Annotated in this window: 14 protein-coding genes and 1 riboswitch; of the genes, 7 read left to right on the plus strand and 7 right to left on the minus strand. The window is 72.5% G+C overall.

All coding sequences use genetic code 11. The features are described from left to right. Positions 1-132: 132 nt before the first annotated feature. The 3 genes from ACFO3J_RS15475 to ACFO3J_RS15485 form a co-directional block, all read right to left on the minus strand. Complete coding sequence (locus tag ACFO3J_RS15475) at positions 133-1,422, minus strand: VWA domain-containing protein (RefSeq protein ID WP_386429964.1); 1,290 nt, start codon at positions 1,420-1,422, stop codon at positions 133-135. Positions 1,423-1,555: 133 nt separating this feature from the next. After that, positions 1,556-4,282, minus strand: coding sequence for a DUF5682 family protein (locus ACFO3J_RS15480; protein ID WP_386429965.1), 2,727 nt, complete (start codon positions 4,280-4,282; stop codon positions 1,556-1,558). Next, complete coding sequence (locus ACFO3J_RS15485) at positions 4,279-5,436, minus strand: ATP-binding protein (protein WP_386429966.1); 1,158 nt, start codon at positions 5,434-5,436, stop codon at positions 4,279-4,281. The genes ACFO3J_RS15480 and ACFO3J_RS15485 overlap by 4 nt, the downstream gene beginning before the upstream one ends. A gap of 141 nt (positions 5,437-5,577) precedes the next feature. Here ACFO3J_RS15485 and ACFO3J_RS15490 point away from each other — a divergent pair, with 141 nt between their 5' ends. Further along, positions 5,578-6,915 (plus strand): SWIM zinc finger family protein, encoded by a 1,338-nt coding sequence (locus ACFO3J_RS15490; protein WP_386429967.1) that lies wholly within the window; start codon positions 5,578-5,580, stop codon positions 6,913-6,915. A gap of 114 nt (positions 6,916-7,029) precedes the next feature. Continuing rightward, the gene (locus ACFO3J_RS15495) at positions 7,030-8,691 is read left to right on the plus strand and encodes a DUF5691 domain-containing protein (protein WP_386429968.1); all 1,662 of its coding nucleotides are present in this window, start codon (positions 7,030-7,032) and stop codon (positions 8,689-8,691) included. Positions 8,692-8,839: 148 nt separating this feature from the next. Here the strand turns inward: ACFO3J_RS15495 and ACFO3J_RS15500 are convergent, their stop codons facing one another. After that, a complete protein-coding gene (locus ACFO3J_RS15500) occupies positions 8,840-9,250 on the minus strand; it encodes a cobalamin B12-binding domain-containing protein (protein WP_386429969.1) in 411 nt (136 codons plus the stop codon). Between the two features lie 357 nt (positions 9,251-9,607). Between ACFO3J_RS15500 and ACFO3J_RS15505 the strand changes: the two genes are divergently transcribed. Then, positions 9,608-10,582, plus strand: coding sequence for an esterase/lipase family protein (locus tag ACFO3J_RS15505; RefSeq protein ID WP_386429970.1), 975 nt, complete (start codon positions 9,608-9,610; stop codon positions 10,580-10,582). A 139-nt stretch (positions 10,583-10,721) separates the two neighbouring features. Next, positions 10,722-12,221 (plus strand): M23 family metallopeptidase, encoded by a 1,500-nt coding sequence (locus ACFO3J_RS15510; RefSeq protein WP_386429971.1) that lies wholly within the window; start codon positions 10,722-10,724, stop codon positions 12,219-12,221. Positions 12,222-12,545: 324 nt separating this feature from the next. Here ACFO3J_RS15510 and pcrA read toward each other — a convergent pair whose 3' ends face one another. Next, positions 12,546-15,041, minus strand: a complete 2,496-nt coding sequence (pcrA, locus tag ACFO3J_RS15515; RefSeq protein WP_386429972.1) for a DNA helicase PcrA — start codon at positions 15,039-15,041, stop codon at positions 12,546-12,548. Between the two features lie 280 nt (positions 15,042-15,321). On the opposite strand from pcrA, the gene ACFO3J_RS15520 reads away from it, so the two are divergent. The 3 genes from ACFO3J_RS15520 to ACFO3J_RS15530 all read left to right on the plus strand — a co-directional run bounded on the left by ACFO3J_RS15520 (position 15,322) and on the right by ACFO3J_RS15530 (position 19,427). Further along, positions 15,322-16,470 carry a C40 family peptidase gene (locus ACFO3J_RS15520; RefSeq protein WP_386429973.1) on the plus strand — a complete coding sequence of 383 codons (1,149 nt, stop codon included), beginning with the start codon at positions 15,322-15,324 and terminating at the stop codon, positions 16,468-16,470. Positions 16,471-16,642: 172 nt separating this feature from the next. Continuing rightward, a riboswitch (cyclic di-AMP (ydaO/yuaA leader) is annotated at positions 16,643-16,797 on the plus strand. 7 nt (positions 16,798-16,804) lie between these two features. Next, on the plus strand, positions 16,805-17,911 hold the full coding sequence (locus ACFO3J_RS15525) for a C40 family peptidase (protein WP_386429974.1): 1,107 nt from the start codon (positions 16,805-16,807) through the stop codon (positions 17,909-17,911). Positions 17,912-18,371: 460 nt separating this feature from the next. Then, positions 18,372-19,427: a C40 family peptidase gene (locus ACFO3J_RS15530; RefSeq protein ID WP_386429975.1), complete on the plus strand. Its 1,056-nt coding sequence runs from the start codon at positions 18,372-18,374 to the stop codon at positions 19,425-19,427. A 230-nt stretch (positions 19,428-19,657) separates the two neighbouring features. On the opposite strand, the gene ACFO3J_RS15535 is transcribed toward ACFO3J_RS15530, so the two are convergent. Both ACFO3J_RS15535 and ACFO3J_RS15540 read right to left on the minus strand, forming a co-directional pair. After that, positions 19,658-19,912 (minus strand): DUF397 domain-containing protein, encoded by a 255-nt coding sequence (locus ACFO3J_RS15535; protein WP_386429976.1) that lies wholly within the window; start codon positions 19,910-19,912, stop codon positions 19,658-19,660. Next, positions 19,909-20,718, minus strand: coding sequence for a helix-turn-helix domain-containing protein (locus tag ACFO3J_RS15540; protein ID WP_386429977.1), 810 nt, complete (start codon positions 20,716-20,718; stop codon positions 19,909-19,911). Before ACFO3J_RS15540 ends, ACFO3J_RS15535 begins: the two co-directional genes overlap by 4 nt. Between the last annotated feature and the right edge of the window lie 53 nt (positions 20,719-20,771).

A 20,771-nucleotide genomic window follows, 5' to 3' on the forward strand; every position in this document is an offset into this window, starting at 1 on the left:
GCATTGCAGGTTATCGCCGAGCGCGGTGGGGGCCTAAATCGCAGGTGGCCTGCGGGCGGTGAGAACGGTCACAGGCGCCGCCGTTCCCGCTCCTCAGCAGCCATGATCCGGTCACCGCCCCGTCGCTGCCGGTCACTTGTCCGGTATCGGCAACGGTCGCTTCTCGATGGCGGCGGCCATCACCTCGGGGAAGAGGTCGGGGGTGCAGGCGAAGGCGGGCGCGTCGAGAGCGGCGAGCGCCGCCGCGTGCTCCCGGTCGTAGGCGGGCGCGCCCTCGTCGGACAGCGCGAGCAGCGCCACGAACTGGACGCCGGACGCCTTCATCGCCGCCACTCGCTTGAGCATCTCGTCGCGGATGCCGCCCTCGTAGAGGTCGCTGATGAGCACGACGACGGTGTCGGCGGGGCGGGTGATCAGGGACTGGCAGTAGGCCAGCGCCCGGTTGATGTCGGTGCCGCCGCCGAGCTGGGTGCCGAACAGCACGTCCACCGGGTCGTCCAGCTGGTCGGTGAGGTCCACCACTGCGGTGTCGAAGACCACCAGCTTGGTGTCGATGGACCGCATCGAGGCGAGCACGGCGCCGAAGATCGAGGCGTAGACGACGGACGCGGCCATCGAACCGGACTGGTCGATGCACAGCACGACATCCTTTTTCACCGCCCGGTCCGCCCGGCCGTAGCCGATCAGGCGCTCAGGGACGATGGTGCCGTGCTCGGGCAGATAGTGCTTGAGGTTGGCGTGGATGGTGCGATGCCAGTCGATGTCGCGGTGGCGGGGGCGGTTGATCTTCGCCGAGCGGTCCAGCGCGCCGGTCAGGACGGCTTTGGTCCTGGTGGCGAGCCGCTTCTCCAGGTTGTCCACCACCTTGCGGACCACCGCCCTGGCCGTCTCCTTGGTGGTCTCGGGCATCACCTTGTTCAGCGACAGCAGAGTGCCGACCAAGTGGACGTCGGCCTCGACCGCCTCCAGCATCTCCGGCTCCAGCAGCAGCGCGGACAGGCCGAGCCGGTCGATGGCGTCACGCTGCATGACCTGGACGACGGAAGTGGGGAAGTACGTGCGGATGTCGCCCAGCCAGCGCGCGACCTGGGGGGCGGAGCCGCCGAGCCCGCCGGACCGGTCGCCGCTCCGGCCGCCGGCCGCCGACCCGCCGTAGAGGGCGGTGAGCGTACGGTCCATCGCGGCGTCCCTGCCCGCGAGTTCGCAGCCGGTGCCGTCGGCCTGCCCGCCACCGAGGACCAGGCGCCAGCGCCGCAGACGCTCGTCGGCGGCGGCCGGGGCGGTCGGGGCGGGATGCGCCTCGGGGTTCGCCGCAGGGGCCGGTGCGGGGGTGGGTGCGGGGGTCGGCGCGGAGGTGCGCGCCGTGCTTGGGGCGGGGCTCGATACGGGACTCGGTGTGTTCTTCGGCGCGGTGTCAGGCATGGTGCTCCCCCAGGTCTGCCGGGTCGTCGGTTCATCGGGTCGTCGGGGCGTCAGGTCCCCGGGTGGTCAGGTCATCGGGTGGTCAGGTCATCGGGCGTCAGGTCGGGTCAATAGGGCTGATCCATCGGTACGTTCACGCCGGTAGCGGTCCGGCGTCGGTCGTCAGGGCCAGGTCGGTGGTCGTGGTGGTGCCCAGCAACAGGCGCACCGTGTGCAGGGCGGCTTCCGCGCGCGCCTCGTCGAGGCCGGTGCCGAAACCGGGCAGGCCCGCTTCCGCCGTGGTGTCCCGGCGGCGAGGCGTGGTCGGGCCGCGCCGCACCAACTCGCCGACCGAACGCCGCACCCCGGGCTCGAACTCCGCGAACGTCCGCCGCAGCAGCGGCAGCACATCCGTGAAGGCCTCCCCCGACACCCGCGCCAGCCAGCCGTCCACCAGCGCCAGCAGGCGCTCGTCGTGCACCAGCAGCATCCCGCCGCCGGCCAGGAACCCCTCGACCCAGCCGGCCGCCTCCAGCGGCCCGGTGCCCGGCGACAGGGCCAGCCCCATCAACCGCGCGGCCTCCTCCGCGGCGAGTCGGCCCTCGTCCGTGAGCAGCCGGGCGGCGGCGCCCCGCAGCAGCCCCGGTATCGCCCCGTCCCGCTCGGCGAGCGACCGCAGCATCCCGGCCCAGCGCTCCCGCAGGTCGTTCGGCGGCGGGACGTGCCCGGACGCCTGCCCGGCTGGCTGGCCGGTCGTCGGGGCGGACTCCGGCAGCAGGCCGATGGCCCGGTGGACGGCGTCCAAGTGGGCCCGCAAGGCCGCCGCCGCGTCCGCGTCGAGGCCGACGCAGGCCGACGGGAAGCCGACGCAGATCCGGTGGGCAAGGCCTTCGGCGACCCCGGCCAGGGCGGCGGAGTCGGTGCCGCGGACATCGCCGTAGCGGACCGCGCGGACCAGCGCGGGCAGGGCTGCTGCCAGGTGGGCCACATCGGCGTCCAGGGCGGCGCGGTCGGCGAGCACCCGCATCACCGTGGGGAGCGCCTGCGACAGCCCGGCCAGCAGGCAGCGCTCCGCGACGGCGGTGACATCGGCCAGCGCCTGGGCGTGCTCGGCCGATTCCTCGGCCCGGGCGGTCGCCGCGGCCTCCACGGTGGTGCCCCAGATGCCGGCCTCGGCGACCCGTATCGCCGACTCCGGCTCCCAGCGCAGCCGCCAGGTCTCCCGGAAGGTGCCCTTGCCGTCCCGGCCCGCGGTCGGCTCGCCCCACTCGATACCGAGCAGCCGCAGCCGGTGCAGCAGCCTGCTGCGGCCCGCGTCCAGGTCCTTGCGCAGGTCCAGCTCCAGCTCGCGCTCCAGCGCCTCCGGCTTCAACCGCAGCCGGCGCTGCTCGCGGGCCAGGTCCCGGGCCAGCGGTACGGCGGGCGCGTCCGGCGGCACCTCGCCCAGCACATCCCCCACGACGAGGCGGTCCCTGATCAGCGCCAGCGGCACGTCCGAGCCGTCGCACATCACCGCCCTGACCGCGTCGGTGGTCTCGCCCAGGCCGGCCAGCGGGCGGCCCCGCATCGCGGCGAGGGTGTCGGCGAGCCGCACGGCCTCTATGACGTGGGCCGAGGACACCGGGTAGTCCTCCTCCCGGAGCAGCCGCGCGACCTCGGTCATCCAGCGGGCGACCGGGCGATCCGGCGCGGCGAAGAGATGCCGATACCACCCGGGCGAGTCGATGCCCGCGCCGTAACCGCTCGCCCGTGACAGCCGCCGGTGGGTCCACGGCACCCAAGTCGTTTCGACCTTGGCCTTCGGCAGCCCTTTCAGCGCCTGCCGGTCTGCGGCGGCGGTGGTCTTCACCGCCAGCGCCGGTACGTGCCACGCCCCGCACACCACCGCCGTCCTTGCGTACGCCCGCCGGGCCTCCCTCACCCGCAGGCGCATATGGGCCTCCCGCAGCGGGTCCAGCGCGTGCCCGCCGTCTCCGTACTCCTCCCTGATCTCCCTCATCGCCTCGGCCAGCGCTTCGAACGGCGCCAGCGCGTCCTTCTCCTCCCCGTCCGCCCGGTGCTCCACGGCGTCCTCCCACCACCGCTCCGGATCGTCGTACCCGGCGGCCTGGGCGAGCACGGCCAGCGGATCGACCCGCACGGCTTCGGGAACGGCCCCCGGGACGGCTTCCGGCTGGGCGGCCTCCGGGTCCGCGATGGGCGGCTCGTCCCGCTCCTCCTCCGCCGCCGTCCGAAGCGCGAGGGTGTGTGCGGCCGGCAGGTCGATGAAGCGGACCTCCACCCCCGCCTTCGCCGCCCATCGCATCGCCACCCACTCCGGCGAGAACTCGGCGAAGGGCCAGAATCCGGCCCGCGCCGGATCGTCGACCACATGGGCGAGGAGCGCCACCGGTGGCCGCATCGCCGGGGCGGCGGCCAGCGCGGTCAGTGCGTCGGCCTCCGGCGGACCCTCGATCAGCACGACCTCGGGCCGATACGCCTCCAGCGCGGCCCGCACCGCCCGCGCCGACCCCGGCCCATGGTGCCGCACCCCGAGCAGCACCAGATCTTCCGCCCTGGCCCCCCGCGACCCGGGCACGGCCCCCCTCGGGGCGTCCCCGGTCACCCCGGACCGCACGGGAATGCCCGGCGCGCCCCCGATCCCACCGCTGCCCGAATCGCCGACCAGGCCGCTGGCCGGAACCCCGGCGTTGGCGCCCGCCGAGCCGACGACCGCCGTCTCCCGCAACGCCCTGGCTCCGCCGGGCTGCCCGCTGCCCGAATCGTCGACCGCCTCACTCACCGAACTGCCGACCGGACCCCCGGCCTCGCCGCCCGCCGCGCGGACAGCGGCCCTGGCCGCGCCGGTCCCCCCGGTGCCCCGCTTCGCGGAAGTCCTCATACCGACACCTCGCGGCAGGCGCGGTAGAAGTCCTTCCAGCCGTCCCGCTCGCGGACGACCGTCTCCAGATACTCCTGCCAGATGAGGCGGTCGGCCGCCGGGTCGCGGACGACGGCGCCGAGGATGCCGGCGGCGACATCACCCGCGCGGAGCACACCGTCGCCGAAGTGGGCGGCCAGGGCGAGGCCGTTGGTGACGACGGAGATCGCCTCGGCGGTGGAGAGCGTGCCGGAGGGGGACTTGAGCTTGGTGCGGCCGTCCTCCGTGAGGCCGGAGCGCAGCTCGCGGAAGACGGTGACCACCCGGCGGATCTCGTCGGCACCCCGGGGCGCGGCGGACAGGTCGAGGCCTCGGCCGAGCTGGTCGACCCGGCGGGAGACGATCTCCACCTCGTCCTGGGCGCTGGCGGGCAGCGGCAGCACCACCGTGTTGAACCGGCGGCGCAGCGCGCTCGACAGGTCGTTGACCCCCCGGTCCCGGTCGTTGGCGGTCGCGATCAGGTTGAAGCCGCGCACCGCCTGTGTCTCCAGGCCCAATTCCGGTATCGGCAAGGTCTTCTCGGACAGGATGGTGATCAGCGCGTCCTGCACGTCGGCGGGGATGCGGGTCAGCTCCTCGACCCGCGCGATCCGCCCCTCCGCCATCGCCCGCATGACCGGGCTGTGCACCAGCGCGGCCCGGCTCGGGCCGTTGGTGAGCAACTGCGCGTAATTCCAGCCGTAGCGGATCGCCTCCTCCGGCGTACCGGCCGTGCCCTGCACCAGCAAAGTGGAATCACCGCTGATCGCGGCGGCGAGATGCTCGGACACCCAGGTCTTCGCGGTGCCGGGCACGCCGAGCAGCAGCAGCGCCCGGTCGGTGGCCAGCGTCGTGACCGCGACTTCGACGATGCGGCGCGGGCCTACGTATTTAGGTGTGATGACCGTGCCATCGGACAGCGTGCCGCCGAGCAGATAAGTGGCCACCGCCCAGGGCGACATTTTCCAGCGGGCCGGGCGCGGCCGGTCGTCCGCCGCGGCGAGCGCGGCGAGCTCGTCCGCGAAGGCGTCCTCGGCGTGCGGCCGCAGCGCCTGCTCGGTCGCCGCCGCCGGTGCGGCCGGTGTAGACGGTGCGGCCGGTGCGGACACGGCCACCTCGCTCGTCGTTTCGATCATGACTCTTCCCCCACTCGCATGGTCAGGACCCGGTCGGTCCGTGCTGTTCTCCACCATGCACCCCACCACTGACAATCGGTCACCGAGAGCTATTCGCGCAGCTCAGAGCGATTGTCAGTGGTGGGTTCTACCTTCGGGGACATGGAGACGGAAGCACGGTGGACAGCGGATCAGGTGCTCGCGCTGGCGCCTGACGCCGCATCACGCAAGGCGGGCGCGCGGCTCGCCACGCCCGCCCCGTGGAGCGGCACGGGCGCGGCCGGGACCGCGGTGTTCGGGCTGTGCGAGGGCAGCGGCAGCAAGCCGTATCAGACAGCGGTGGATGTGGACGGTCCGGCATTCCGCTGTACGTGCCCGAGCCGGAAATTCCCCTGCAAGCACGCGCTCGGACTGCTGCTGCTCTGGGCCGAGGGCGAGGCCGGGCCGGTCGGCGCGGCGGCGCAGCCGGACTGGGTCGAGCAGTGGACCTCGGCGCGGCGGAAGAAGGAGCAGGACGCGCGGGTGGCCCCGCCCCGGGCCGCCGGGCCCGCCGATGCGGAGGCGGCCAAGCGGCGGGCCGACCGACGGGCGGTGCGGGTGGAGGGCGGCGCCGCCGAGTTGGAGCAGCGGCTGACCGATCTGCTGCGCGGCGGGCTCGCGGGGGCGGATCGCGGCAGCTATCAGCAGTGGGACGAGATCGCGGCCCGCATGGTGGACGCGCAGGCGCCCGGGCTCGCCTCGCGCGTGCGGGAGTTGGGGTCGCTGGCCGTCGGCGGTGGCGACTGGCCGTCGCGGATGCTGGAGGAGACGGCCCTGCTGCATCTGCTCGCCCGGGGCTTCCTCGGCCGTGAGGGGCTGCCCGCAGCCCTCGCGGAGACGGTGCGGACCCGGATCGGTTTCACCGTCGACTCCGCCGAGCTGCTGGAGGGTCCCACCCTGCGGGGGCAGTGGCTGATCCTCGCGCAGTACGACGCGGCGGACGAGCGGCTGACCACCCGCAGGATCTGGCTCCACGACGCGAGGAGCGGCCGGTTCGCGCTGCTCCTCTCGTTCGGGGCGGCGGGCCGGGCGCCCGAGCTCACCCTGCCGGCGGGATTCCTGCTGGACGCGGAGCTGGCCTACCACCCGTCCGCGCTGCCGCTGCGCGCGGCGCTCGGTCCGCACCAGCTGTTGTCCGCCCACCCCGACACCGCCCCGGCGGGCACCGCGGTCGCCGCCGCTCTCGCCTCCTACGGCACCGCCCTCGCCGACGATCCGTGGCTGGACGCCTGGCCGGTGCTGCTCTCCGATGTCGTGCCCATCCCCGGCCGCGACCGCTGGCAACTCGCCGACGCCTCCACCGAGGACGCCCTTCCCATCGCCACGGCGTCCCCTTCCCTCTGGCGGCTCGCCGCGATCTCCGGCGGCCACCCCACCACCGTCTTCGGGGAACTCAGCCCGGCCGGTATGCGCCCGCTGGCCGCCTGGCCGTCCGGCGAGGCCGAGCCGATATCCCTCTGAGCGGGTCCGGACGGGCCCGTAGCCGGGTCACGCGAGAGAACAGCGAGGTGCCGCGGATGACGCTGCGGGCCCGAGAAGACCGCCCGGACAGGGCTTGAACGAGGGGAACGGACGATGGACATCACCTGGGACGACCTGGTGGGGAGCGCCCTGCTCGGGACAGAGCGGCGGCGGCCCAGCGGAGTGGTCGGCGACGCGGAGGAAGCCGCCGCGGGCCTGCTGGACGCGGCAGCCGGCGGCGTGATGCGGCGGCGGGCCGGGGTGCGGCCCGGAGTCGCGGGGGAACGGCCGGCGGTCGCACCGGCCGACCGGCGGCCGGAGCTGCCGGTGGCGGCCCGCCGGAGGCTGGGGACTCTGCTGGCGGACCGGGTGGGGGACGGGGCCCGGGGCCGGCAGGGGGCCGCGCCGAATCTGGCGGAGTTGCTGCCGCAGTGGCTGGCGGCAGCGCGACGGGAGGGGTACAGAGCGCCGGCCGCGCTGCTGCCCGCGCTGCTGGACGCGGCCAGGTCCCGTACGGACCTGCGGGCGGACACGCTGGCGCTGACCGGACCCCGGGGGCTGTGGCTGGCCGGGCTGAATCCGGAGTGGAAGTACGCGCTGCGAGTGGGCCACGCTGGGGCGGCGGCCAGCCGGCCGGAGGACGAGCGGGAGACCCGGCGGATCTGGGAGGAGGGGCTGTTCGCCGAGCGGGTCGCGCTGCTGACGCGTTCACGCCTGGCCGACCCGGCGCACGCGCTGGAGCTGCTCGCCTCCACCTGGCGGAGCGAGCGCGCCGAGGACCGGCTGATGTTCCTGGACTCGCTGCGCACGGGACTTTCCGCGCGGGACGAACCCTTCCTGGAGGAGGCGCTGTCCGACCGCAGCCGGAACGTACGGGCGACGGCGGCGGAGTTGCTGTCCGCCCTGCCGGGCTCCGCGCTGGCCGGGCGGATGGCGGAGCGGGCCCGCGGTTGTGTGTCGCTGGGCGCCGGCGGCGTCGTGGTGGAGGCGCCGTATGAATGCGACGCGGCGATGGAGCGGGACGGCGTGGCCCCGAAACCGCCGAGCGGGAGGGGCGAGCGGGCATGGTGGCTGGGGCAGTTGGTGGACGCGGCACCGCTGTCGGCGTGGTCGGCGCAGTTCGGCGGTCTTACGCCCGAGCAGATCGTCGCCCTGCCGGTGCTGGACGACTGGCAGCCGGACCTGCACGCGGCCTGGTGCCGGGCCGCGGTGCGGCAGCGGGATTCGGGCTGGGCGCGGGCGCTGCTCGGCCCGCCGCCCGCGCCCTCCGCCCCGGTCGCCGCGGTCGGCGACCCGGCGAAACTGCTGTCGATCCTGCCGGCCGACGAACGGGCCGGGTGGGTCGCCGACTTCATCGGGGCGCACGGCCTGTCGGAGGCGTTCCAGATGCTGGGGGTGTGCGCGGTGCCGTGGGCGCCGCCGCTGGGCCGGGCGGTGGTGGACGCGCTGGACATCGCTCGGGACGCGGGGAGTTATCCGTGGAGCTTCAGCGGCGTGATGGGCCTGGCCGAGCGCTGCCTGGACCCGGGCGCCGCCGACCAGGTCGCGGTGCTCACCGCGGCGGCCCAGGAACCACCGGACGGCTCGCCGGGAGCGACGGTGTACTGGTCCGAGGCGTTCCAGCGGCTGACCGGCACGCTGCGGCTGCGCGCGGTGATGCTGGCCGAGCTGCGCCCCGAGCCGATCGCCGGGCACCCCGATCGGCACCCCGACCCCGCGGTGTCCGAGGAGCGGACGGGCGCGGACCCGGGCACACCGGAAGGCGGCACGCCATGACGCGCAGCCCGCGAGCGGCGCACCCGTCACCTGTCACGCGCCCGCCGAAAGCCGGACCGGACGCAGGTCCGGCATCGCCCGCCCGCCGGGAACCCGACGGGAAGCGGGAGCGGGCCCGGAAGCCCGGCCGGGAGGGGAAAGGGCCTGCTCAGGCCACGTTCTGCCGGATGTTCGCGTTGACCCAGTCCACCACGGCGCCGGTGGTCGCACCGGGTGTGAAGATCTCGGCGACCCCGAGATCCTTGAGGAGCGGGATGTCCCCCTGGGGGATGATGCCGCCGCCGAAGACCTTGATGTCCAGCGCGTCGCGCTCCTTGAGCAGCTCCAGCACCTTCGCGAAGAGCGTCATGTGCGCGCCCGAGAGGATGGAAAGACCGATCGCGTCGGCGTCCTCCTGGATCGCGGTGTCGACGACCTGCTCGGGTGTCTGGTGAAGGCCGGTGTAGATGACCTCCATGCCGGCGTCGCGCAGCGCTCTGGCGATCACCTTGGCGCCGCGGTCGTGACCGTCGAGACCCGGCTTGGCCACCACCACCCGAATGGGTCCGGACACTCCCATGACTGCCTCCATGCTTACGGCTCGCGGGTCGGGGACGGCGGGTCACGGCACCAGGCGTGGTACCGCAGTGTGAACGAACGTTATCGCTCGCGCCCCGGGGCCGACAGTTTTACCGTGGCCGGGGAGGGGGAAATCACACAGAGAGAGTTCGGATCGACCGGGCCTGTCAGGCCTTCGCCCGCGCGGGACACGCTGGCGACGACCCCTCGGACCTGGGAGCTTCCTCGGGAGCCGCGAGGGCATCGCGTATCCGGGCCCGGCGCCGCCGGGTGTGGGGACACGGTATCCGCGGCGGATCCCACCGAAGGCGCCGAGGAGTCGCAGCCGACCCCGCGGCGCCGCGACGGGAGGTGGGCCATGGCCGCCCAATCGTCGGACGCCGAGCCGGGCAATGAAACTGGCGGGGAGAGCCGGTGGCATCACGGAGCCGGTCTGGTCCGGGTCACCGCCATCGACCTGGCCGTACTCGCGGGTCACATGCTGCTCTATCCGACCGGGATGCTCCCCGAGCACCACCCTGACACCATCCCGCTCACCCCCGCCGCCCCCGAAGACTCAGCCGACGAGGCCCCGGACAGCCTCGCGGGCACCCCGCCCGACGCCACCCGGCCGACCCCGGACACCTCGTCGGCCGACCCCGGCAAAGCCGCCGCGCCCAGCCCGCGGCCCGCTCCCGGCTGCACCCCGCCGGCCGCCGGGGCAGGCGCCCATCCCCCGGTGCTGCTGCTGCACGGCTTCGCGGACAACCGTTCGGCCTTCGCGCTGCTGCGCCGCTCGCTGCTGCGGAACGGCTGGGGCTGCGTCCAGGCGCTGAACTACTCGCCGCTGACCACCGACATACGCGCCGCCGCCGAAGCCCTCGGCCCGCACGTCGAGCAGATCTGCGCGCAGTCGGGGCAGCGCCGGGTGGACATCGTGGCACACAGCCTCGGCGGGCTGGTGGCCCGTTACTACGCGCAGTGCCTGGGCGGCGACGCACGGGTGCGGACACTGGTCACGCTGGGCACCCCGCACTCCGGGACGAGGGCGGTGCCGGCGCTCAGCCCGCACCCGCTGACGCGGCAGATGCGGCCGGGTTCCGAACTGCTGGCCGAGCTGGCCGCACCCGCCGAGGGGTGCCGGACACGGTTCGTGGCCTTCTGGAGCGATCTGGACCAGTTGATGATCCCGGTGGAGGCGGCCAGGATCGAGCACGGGGATCTGCGGACCAGGAACATCAAGGTGAGTGGTATCGGACATTTGTCCCTACCGGTCCACGGTGCCGTGGCCGCCGAAATCCGCCGGGAGCTGTCCGAACCGGGGCCGTCGCCGGGCGCGATGGACGCCGCTTAACAGATTCATAACGGCCGAATATCACCCGAAAACGGGGCAAGGTGGGCGTCGGGTTTCGGCCGGAGATTGTCGCCGCCGGGTAACGACGGCTACAGTCGCCGCTAATTCTCCTGCTGTCGAGGCGAAAGAGAAGCAAGCGGTGACCGAAAGTCCCCTGCCGGGGTACACCCCCGACTACGACGCTTACGGGTACGACGCTTATTCCACAGGCGCCTACCAGACCGTCGGCACCGCCTTCGCCGATGACGCGACCGGCACCTACGGGTACATCCCGCAGCAGGCCCAGCACGACCAGCGGTACGAGACGCACGAGACGTACGAACCGTCCCAGCAGCCGCAGGCCCAGCCCCAGTACCAAGCCCAGCAGGTCTACGGCTACGGCGACAACACCACTTACGGCTATACGGGTTACGACACGGGTTACGACCAGACGGGCACCTACGCCGCCTACGACCCCTACGCGTACGGCGACGGGGCCGCGCCCACCACGGCCGGCACCGGCGCGGGCACGTACTACGACACCGGCACGTACGACACCAGCGCGCTCTGGCAGGACCCGCAGCCGCAGCAGGTCCAGCCGCAGGCCGACTGGGACTCCGGCGCCTATCCGGCCTACGGCTACGGGTACGGCTACGACGCGAGCGGTGACACCGGGGTCTACGAGCAGGTCCGGCCGGACTACGGCTACCAGCCCGCTCCCGACGAAGCCGCGCCAGCCCACCAGCCCGAGCCGATGCCGCAACCCGAGCCCGAGCCCCACTCGCACCCGGTACGCGACCTCGCGGACCAACTCATCGACGACGTCGAGATGTTCACCGCCGAGTTCGCCACCGTGCGCGACACCGAACCGGAGCGGCACGACTACGCGGCCGATGGTTACGGTGACGGCGAGCCCGTGGCGCGCAGCCGGCGCCGCAAGCCCGCGAAGCGTTCCGCGCTGCTGACCGTGGCGGTGCCGTCGGTCGCCGTGATGGGCGTGGCGGCGGTCGGCGCGGCGGCGGTGGCCGGGGTCGGCATGGCCCAGGACGCGCCCAAGGCGCAGGCGGACGGCCAGAAGGAGGGCGCGGTGAACACTCCGGCGCCCACCACCCAGTTGGACCGGCAGCTCGCCGGGGTGAGCCGGGACGCAACCGACTTCGCGGACCGCGCCAGCCGCACCCAGGAGCGCATCGACCTGAAGGACCGCCAGGAGGCGGCGAAGAAGGCCGCGCAGGTGGCGGCGGCCCGCAAGGAAGCGCTGCGGCCGAAGTTCCTGCTCCCCGTGACGCAGAAGGGGCTGAGCGCGTACTTCGGGCAGGCCGGCGTCAACTGGATGGCGCTGCACACCGGGATCGACTTCCCGGTGCAGGTCGGCACCCCGGTGATGGCGGCGACCGACGGCACGGTCCGCACCCAGTGGAACAGTTCCTACGGCAACATGGCCATAGTCACCGCCGCTGACGGTACGGAGACCTGGTACTGCCACCTGAGCAGTACGAAGATCCGCTCCGGGAAGGTGAAGGCGGGCGAGGTCATCGCCTACTCGGGCAACACCGGCAACACCACGGGGCCGCACCTCCACTTCGAGGTCCGCCCGGACGGCGGGGCCCCCATCGACCCCTTGCCCTGGTTGCTGGCGCACGGCCTCGACCCCCGCTGAGCCTCGCGGGGGCGAACCGGGACCGCCCGGGCTGCCCCTCCCCGCCGGCTCCCGGACCTCCCGCGGTCCGGGGCTTGTCGTCGCGCAGTTCCCCGCGCCCCTATGGGGCACGCCACCGCCCGGGGAGCCCCTCCCCGCCGCCCTCGGACCTCCCGCCCGCACCCGGCTGGTCGCGCAGTTCCCCGCGCCCCTGGGTACCGTGCTTCCTCCCGGGCGGTAGACCTGCCCCGAAAGGGGCGCGGGGAACTGCGCGACCAGCCACGACGGCGCGGCAGCCGAAAAGGAACGGGCATCCGAACGGCGCTGACGCACCTGTCCCAGAAGCTAAAGCTTCTGGACCGGCGCGTAGCGCAGAAGCAACTGCTTCGGCCGGTCGTCCCCGAAATCGATCGTCGCCTTCTCGTCACCCGGGCGGCCGGCGACAGCCACCACCGTGCCGAGGCCGAACTGGTCGTGGGTGACGCGGTCGCCGACCGCGAGGGAGATCACCGGGCGGTCGCCGCCCGTGCGGCGGGTGGCGAAGCCGCCGGTGCCGCTGCGGGCGGAGAGGGAGGAGGACAGGGACGCCGCCGCCTTCGACACCGCGCCCGAGCCGGCGCCCGGCGACCCACCCGTCCGCTTCCACTCGATCAGCGCGTCCGGGATCTCCTCCAGGAAGCGCGACGGCGGGTTGTAGGCCGGCTGCCCCCAGGCGCTGCGCATCATCGAGCGGGTGAGGTAGAGGCGTTCACGCGCACGGGTGATGCCGACATAGGCCAGCCGCCGCTCCTCCTCCAGCTCCTTGACCTCGCCGAGCGCGCGCATGTGCGGGAAGACGCCGTCCTCCATGCCGGTGAGGAACACCACCGGGAACTCAAGGCCCTTGGCGGTGTGCAGGGTCATCAGGGTGATGACGCCGCCGGACTCGGTGTCGTCGTCGGGGATCTGGTCGGAGTCGGCGACCAGCGCGACCCGCTCCAGGAACTCCGACAGCGTGCCCGGCTCGCCCTCGCCGCGGTCCTGCTCGAACTCCAGGGCCACCGAGGCGAGTTCCTGGAGGTTCTCCACCCGGGTCTCGTCCTGCGGGTCGGTGGACGCCTGCAACTCGGCCAGATAGCCCGTGCGTTCCAGCACCGCTTCCAGGACGACGGCGGGGCCGGCGCCCGACTCCACGATCGTGCGCAGCTCGTCCATCAGGGTGTTGAACCGCTTGACCGCGTTGGCCGAGCGGGCCGCCATGCCGTAGGCGTCGTCGACCCGGCGCAGCGCCTGGGGGAAGGAGATCCGCTCCCGCAGCGCCAGCGCGTCGATCATCGCCTCGGCCCGCTCGCCGATGCCGCGCTTGGGCACGTTGAGGACGCGGCGCAGTGGCACGGCGTCCTCGGGGTTGGACAGCACCCGCAGGTACGCCAGCACGTCGCGGACTTCGCGGCGCTCGTAGAAGCGGACGCCACCGACGACCTTGTACGGCAGGCCGACCCGGATGAAGACCTCTTCGAAGACCCGGGACTGCGCGTTGGTGCGGTAGAAGACGGCGACGTCGCCGGGGCGGGCGTCACCGGAGTCGGTCAGCCGGTCGATCTCGTCGGCGACGTACTGCGCCTCGTCGTGCTCCTGGTCGGCCGCGTAGCCGACGATGACGGGGCCGTCGCCGGACTCGGTCCACAGGTTCTTCGCGCGCCGGCTCGCGTTGCGCTCGATGACGGCGTTGGCGGCGGACAGGATCGTCTGGGTGGAGCGGTAGTTCTGCTCCAGCAGGATGGTGCGGGCCTGCGGGTAGTCCTCCTCGAACTGGAGGATGTTGCGGATCGTCGCGCCGCGGAAGGCGTAGATCGACTGGTCGGCGTCGCCGACCACGCACAGCTCGGCGACCGGGACCGCGCCGGCCTCCGCCGCGCCGTCCCGGGCTTCGCCCGTGCCGACCAGCTCGCGCACCAGCGTGTACTGCGCGTGGTTGGTGTCCTGATACTCGTCGACCAGCACATGGCGGAAGCGCCGCCGGTAGTGGTCGGCGACGTCGGGGAACGCCTGGAGCAGGTGGACGGTGGTCATGATGATGTCGTCGAAGTCCAGCGCGTTGGCCTCGCGCAGCCGGGCCTGGTAGAGCGCGTAGGCCTCGGCGATCTTCTTCTCGAACAGGTTCTCGGCCTGGGCGGCGAAGGTCTCCTCGTCGATCAGCTCGTTCTTGAGGTTGGAGACCTGCGCGCTGAACGCCTTCGGCGGGAACTGCTTGGGGTCGAGGTCCAGATCCCGGCAGACCAGCGACATCAGCCGCTTGGAGTCGGCCGCGTCGTAGATCGAGAAGGACGAGGTGAAGCCGAGCGACTTGGACTCTCGGCGCAGGATGCGGACGCAGGCGCTGTGGAAGGTGGACACCCACATGGCGTTGGCGCGCGGGCCGACGAGCTCCTCGACGCGTTCCTTCATCTCGCCGGCGGCCTTGTTGGTGAAGGTGATCGCCAGGATCGAGCCGGGGTGGACCTGCCGGGCGCCCAGCAGATAGGCGATCCGGTGGGTCAGCACCCGGGTCTTGCCGGAGCCGGCGCCGGCCACGATGAGCAGCGGCCCGCCCGCGTGCTCGACAGCGGCGCGCTGCTGCTCATTGAGTCCCACCAGCAGCTGCGCGGGGTCGGTGGCAGGGCGCGCGGCACCGTCGCGGTAGTGCGCGTCACGCGGCGGCGGTCCGTCGAAGCGGTCGCCGAAGAGATCGTGCGGTACGTCCTCGGCGGGGCCCCCACCGGGTTCGTCCTCCGGCTCCGGCGGCTCGGGCGCCCCGGAATCACCCGGGCCGTGGACGGCGTCGAGACCGGCAAGGAAACTGTCGTCAAAGAGGCTGCTCATCGCCTAACGAGTCTAGGCGCCCGCACCGACACTCTTCCCCCGGTTCGCCCGAGCCCGGCCGACCGGGCAGGCGATCACTCCCGTCCCGTGAAGCCCGGCCCGTCCCCCGAACCCGCCCGCGTCCCCGTAATCCCGATGCCACGCTCCGTGACGCCACGGGCCCTCCGGCAAAACATTACGAAAAGGTATCGGGCCTATCGGACACACCCCTTCCCAGCAGCCCCGCGCTTTGGCTACGGTGCCGCACCAGGCAGAGCGCCCCGGAAGGAGTCCGCCCGCCATGGCGACGCACCGTAAGGCCCGTACCGCGATACTCAGTGCCCCCGGCCCCCGCGCGGCCGTGGGGCTGACGACGGCGGCGCTGGCCACCGTGACCCTGCTGACGGAGAGCGCGAGCGCGACGCCCGCCCCTCCCAAGCCGGCCAAGCCATCGATCGCCGATGTGCAGGCCCAGGTGAACACCCTGCTGCACCAGGTCGACGCCGCCACCCAGAAGTACGACGGCACCAAGGAGAAGACCGACCGGCAGAACGTCGCGGTCAACAAGCTGCTCACCGAGGCCGCCAAGAAGACGCAGCAGCTGAACGAGTCCCGCCGGGTGCTCGGGGAGTACGCCGCCGCGCAGTACCGGGCGGGCGGGGACACCACGACCACCCGCTATCTGATGGCGCCCGACCCGCAGGCGGTGCTGGACCAGGTGCACCTGACCGGGGTGCTGGCCCAGCGGCAGGACGCGGCGGTGACGACCTTCCGGGTGCAGCAGGCCGCCGCCACCAAGCAGCGGATCGAGGCGGCCAGGAGCCTGGCCACGCTCACCACCCAGCAGGCCCAGCTGCGGACCGCCAAGGCGGACGTGCAGAGCAAGCTGAGCCAGGCCCAGCACCTGCTGAACACCCTCACCGCCGAGCAGAAGGCGCAGCTGGCGAAGATCCAGGCCCAGCAGGAGGCGGCGGCCAAGGCGAAGGCCGACAAGATCGCGGCGGCCGAGAAGGCCGCGCAGGAGAAGGCCGCGCAGACGGCGAAGGCGGCGGGCGGTACGAAGGGCACCGACGCGCCCGTCACCCCCGCCCCCGCCAACGCCTCGATCGCCGACCAGGCCATCGCCTTCGCGCGCGCCCAGATCGGCAAGCCGTACGTGTGGGGCGCGACCGGGCCGGACTCCTTCGACTGCTCGGGCCTCACGCAGGCGGCGTACAAGGCGGCCGGGATCACCTTGCCGCGTACCACCTACGACCAGGTGGACGTCGGCACCCGCGTGTCGGAGGCGGACCTCCAGCCGGGCGACCTGATCTTCTTCTACAGCGACGTCAGCCACGTCGGGCTCTACATCGGCGGCGGCAACATGATCCACGCCCCGCACACGGGCACGGTGGTCAAGATAGCTCCCATCACCGAAATGCCCTTCTACGGGGCTGTACGCCCGTATTGATCCCCCGGCCCGGCCCGCGCGGGCCGCCGCAACCCCGCAGAATCCAACAGAACCCTTGAGATCACAAAGCGATTTCAGTCACATTGCGATCCAAACTTCCCAAGACTGCCAGAAGTTGACTACGGTAGCCCGCTAGGTGGCTTGATTCCCCGCCGGTGCCCGTACCGGCAGCAGGTCGCCTCCGCTCAATCCGGCCTCGGCCGGAGCCGGGGACCCACCCAGTGATCCGGGGTGAATCGGAACGGACGCCGCGAGGCGTCGGAACCGTAGGGCGACCTTTCCGCCCGAACCCGTCAGCTAACCCGGTCGGCGGCCCACGGAAGGAGTCGCCTCCTTGGCGTCGCACCGCAAGCCGCGTACCCACATACTCGCCACCGCAGGCCCGCGCGCCGCGGTGGGAGTCACCGCAGCGGCCCTGGCGTCCGTCACCCTGCTGAGTGAGAGCGCGAGCGCCGCCCCGGCGCCGGCCAAGCCCACCATCAGCGAGGTCAAGAAGCAGGTCGACACCCTCAACGAGCAGGCCGAGGTGGCGACCCAGCAGTACGACCAGGCCAAGGAGAAGACCGACACGCAGCGGGCCAAGGCCAATCAGCTGCTGCAGCAGGTCGCGCGGAAAACGCAGACGATGAACGAGACGCGGCGCGTCCTGGGGCAGTTCGCCACCGCCCAGTACCGCGACGGCGGCATGGACGCGACCACGCAGCTGCTGCTGTCGCCGGACCCCGAGACGTTCCTCCAGCAGACGCACATGATGTCCCGGCTGTCGCAGACGCAGGCGACCGCGCTGAAGACCTTCCAGGTCCAGCAGGAACAGGCGTCCATCCAGCGGGCCCAGGCCACCAGCAGCCTCAAGGCGCTGACCGAGGCGCAGGGCAAGCTGGCGGCGCAGAAGAAGAACGTCTCCGCGAAGCTGGCCGCCGCGCAGAAGCTGCTCAACAGCCTCAACGCCCAGGAACGCGCCAGGCTCGCCGCGCTGAGCACGCCGCCGAAGTCCAAGGTGTCGTACACCTCGACCTCTTCTTCCTCGTCGTCGTCCTCGTCGTCCTCTTCCTCCTCGTCGGCTTCCGCCGCGAGCTACAGCGGCCCCGCCTCCGGGCGCGCGGCGGCGGCCCTCCAGTTCGCGCTGGCCCAGCGCGGCAAGCCGTATGTGTCCGGTGGCACCGGGCCCAACGCGTACGACTGCTCGGGCCTGACCCAGGCCGCCTACCGCGCGGCCGGCATCACCATCGGCCGCACCACCTGGGACCAGGTCACGGACGGCACGGCCGTCTCCGAGTCCAATCTGCGCCCCGGCGACCTGGTCTTCTTCTACTCCGGCATCAGCCACGTGGGCATCTACCTCGGCAACGGTGAAGTCGTGCACGCGCCGCACACCGGCGCGGTGGTGGAGATCGCCCCGATGAGCTGGATGCCGTTCGCGGCCGCCCGCCGCATCGCGTAGGACCTTCCGGACGACCTGCTTAGCAGGCACCCGCCGGACCGACCGCCCTGACCGACGCATCGGTCAGGGCGGCTTCGTTTACGGGCGGATCACCCGTCGAACAGCGGTCGTTTGTGGTCGGCAGCGGACGAAAGAGGGCAGTCCCGGTCGATCCGCCCGCTACGCCCCCGGACGGGGTTTAGCGTCGCCTCGCGGGTGGCCGACCCCACTGGCCTCGTGAGAGCGACGGCCCGGCCGCCCGCGCCGAAGGTCCGGCGGTGTCTGTTCCCCCCGTGCAGACGCCGCCGGGCCGCCGGTCGGTTCCGTTCCGGACCGGCCGGACCCCCCGGACGGCTCCCCGGAAGGAGTGGCGGCCTCCATGGCCTCACACAGTCGCGACCCGCACTTAGGCACGGCCCGCACCACCGGCACCCCCACCGCCCCCCGCACCGCCGGCGCACCCCGATCCACCCGCTCAACGATGTCCCGCGCGGCATGCACGCTCGCCCTCGCCTCGGCCGCCTCGGTCACCCTCTTCGCGGAGCCCGGCCAGGCGGAACCCCGCCTCACCCCGCAGCAGGTCCAGGCGCAGGTCGAGGTGCTCTACCGGCAGGCCGAGCAGGCCACCGAGAAGTACGACGGCGCGAAGGAGCAGGCGGACGCCGCCCGGGCCGCCGTCGCCGAACTCCAAGGCGAACTGGCCCGCAAGACCGTCCGGCTCAACACCGCCCGGGACGCGGTCGGTTCGCTGGCAGCGGCCCAGTACCGCGCCGGATCGCTCGACCCCACGCTCCAACTCGCGCTGAACTCGACACCGGACACGTACCTCCAACGCGTCGGTCTGGCCAGCCGGTTGGGCGTCCGCCAGGCCGCCGCCCTGGAGCGGATCACCATCGAACGGCGGAGCATCGCCATCACCCGCGAGCAGGCGAACGGCAAACTCGCCGCCCTGCGCACCGCCCAGGACCGGCTGGCCGCCCGTAAGCGCGACGTACAGGCGAAGTTGAGCCGGGCGCGGGCGCTGCTGGCCCAACTCACCGCTGAGCAGCGGGCCGCGTTCAACGCCGCGGACGTCGGCGCGCCCGCGTCCCCCAACGCCGTCCCGGCCGCCCTCTCCTCCCGGGCGACCACCCGCCTCCCGCTGAGCCCTTCGCTGAGCCCGGCGCCGAACTCCCTGGCGGCCCCTTCCTCCCGCGCCGCCGCGGCCGTCGCCTTCGCCTATCGCGCGCTCGGCCTCCCCTACGTCTGGGGCGCCACCGGCCCCGGCTCGTACGACTGCTCCGGCCTCACCCAGGCCGCCTGGCGAGCCGCGGGCGTCTCCCTCCCCCGCACCACGTACACCCAGATCAACGCCGGCACCCGCGTCCCGGAGTCCCAACTCCGCCCCGGCGACCTGGTCTTCTTCTACGCCGGCATCTCCCACGTCGGCCTCTACATCGGCGGCGGCCAGATGATCCACGCCCCCCACCCCGGAGCCCCGATCCGCATCGCCCCGATCAGCGAGATGCCCTTCGCGGGCGCGACCCGGCCGAGCTAGACCCCTGCGGGGGCAAGTGAACTAAGGGTGGGCGCGCCCCCTGAGCGCGCCCACCTCTGCCCGGATCCTCCTCCGTTGTCCGCCGCGGCTACGACCCACGCGGCGAACAGGACCCGTTCATCACTCCAGCAGAACGCGTCCCGGCGCGCAGATCAACCACCGACCGGCGACGTACCTGGTCATGTCGCACATGAGAAGGGACGAACGCGGAGCAACCAGCCCTAATTCCGTCAGGCGCGAAGGTCCTGCGCGGCGGCGTACGCGACGAAGTCGGCCCAGGCATCGGCGTCGAACGCGAGCTGGGGGCCGGAGGTGTCCTTGGAGTCCCGTACGTGGACGGTGGTTGGGGAGGCGGCGACCTCGATGCAGGCGCCGCCCGCGCTGTCGCTGTGGCTGGACTTGCGCCAAGAGGTGGCGACCTCGATGCAGTTGCCACCCTCGGTACCGCTGTGGCTGGACTTGAACCACGCCAGCTCGGTGCTCATAGTTCCTCCGCCAACTTGCCGATGAACTTGGCGGACTCCTCGGGGCTGAGGGCCGCACGCAGGATCATCGCATAGCGCTGGGACATGACGCCCACCTTCGCAGGCTCGGCAGAGAGGATGCCGGTCGACTGTCCTTCCTCGTAGGAGAGGGTCTCGTGCTCAGGAGTTTGCAGGAGGACGAACGGACCGTTGAGACCCGGGTGTGCCCCTCGAAGTTCCAGGACCTGGACGGTGATGTTCCGGCGCTTCCCCATCTCCACCAGGTTCAGCAACTGCCGCTTATGAGCTCCGGAGTTGGTCAGGACATTTCGCAGCGCGGCCTCACCGATCACGAAATTGAAGGACTTGGTCTGCGTAGCCAGCAAAGCTTGACGCGCCAGGCGTGCCCGCACTCGCTCCACGATCGTTTCGTCGTCAAGCGGCGGCCAATGGGCGCTGAGTAGGGCTTGGGCCGTCTCCTCGGTCTGGAGCAGTCCTGGAATGAGCAGCGGCTCGAACGAGCTGATGACCAACGCCTCGGCTTCGTACCGCATGTAGTCGTGCGAGAACGAGGCGTACGGGTCGGGCTTCAAGAACGCGAACCCCGCGACCAACACGCCCTGCGCCCCGCAGAGATCGTCGGCGACTTGGAGCAGCCTCAGCGTCGGCTTGCGGCGACCCTGCTCCATGGACTTGACCGTCTCGTAGCCATAGCCGGCCTCCTTGGCCAACTGATCCCGTGTGAGCCCAGCACGCTCGCGAGTGAGCTTGCACTGGTTTCCGCAGTAGCGCCAGGACATCGGCGGCTCGGAGGTCTCCATGGTCATCAGCGGACCGTCCCTCATGGTTCAACCGCGGGTACGGCACCCTCCGTACCCGC

The organism is Streptomyces polygonati, assembly GCF_042650325.1.
Taxonomy (GTDB): domain Bacteria; phylum Actinomycetota; class Actinomycetes; order Streptomycetales; family Streptomycetaceae; genus Actinacidiphila; species Actinacidiphila polygonati.

Coding starts and splice junctions, on each gene's coding strand:
- ACFO3J_RS15475 (WP_386429964.1), bottom strand. CDS start 1,422: ATGCCTGACACCGCGCCGAAGAACACACCGAGTCCCGTATCGAGCCCC.
- ACFO3J_RS15480 (WP_386429965.1), bottom strand. CDS start 4,282: ATGAGGACTTCCGCGAAGCGGGGCACCGGGGGGACCGGCGCGGCCAGG.
- ACFO3J_RS15485 (WP_386429966.1), bottom strand. CDS start 5,436: ATGATCGAAACGACGAGCGAGGTGGCCGTGTCCGCACCGGCCGCACCG.
- ACFO3J_RS15490 (WP_386429967.1), top strand. CDS start 5,578: ATGGAGACGGAAGCACGGTGGACAGCGGATCAGGTGCTCGCGCTGGCG.
- ACFO3J_RS15495 (WP_386429968.1), top strand. CDS start 7,030: ATGGACATCACCTGGGACGACCTGGTGGGGAGCGCCCTGCTCGGGACA.
- ACFO3J_RS15500 (WP_386429969.1), bottom strand. CDS start 9,250: ATGGGAGTGTCCGGACCCATTCGGGTGGTGGTGGCCAAGCCGGGTCTC.
- ACFO3J_RS15505 (WP_386429970.1), top strand. CDS start 9,608: ATGGCCGCCCAATCGTCGGACGCCGAGCCGGGCAATGAAACTGGCGGG.
- pcrA (WP_386429972.1), bottom strand. CDS start 15,041: ATGAGCAGCCTCTTTGACGACAGTTTCCTTGCCGGTCTCGACGCCGTC.
- ACFO3J_RS15520 (WP_386429973.1), top strand. CDS start 15,322: ATGGCGACGCACCGTAAGGCCCGTACCGCGATACTCAGTGCCCCCGGC.
- ACFO3J_RS15530 (WP_386429975.1), top strand. CDS start 18,372: ATGTCCCGCGCGGCATGCACGCTCGCCCTCGCCTCGGCCGCCTCGGTC.
- ACFO3J_RS15535 (WP_386429976.1), bottom strand. CDS start 19,912: ATGAGCACCGAGCTGGCGTGGTTCAAGTCCAGCCACAGCGGTACCGAG.
- ACFO3J_RS15540 (WP_386429977.1), bottom strand. CDS start 20,718: ATGACCATGGAGACCTCCGAGCCGCCGATGTCCTGGCGCTACTGCGGA.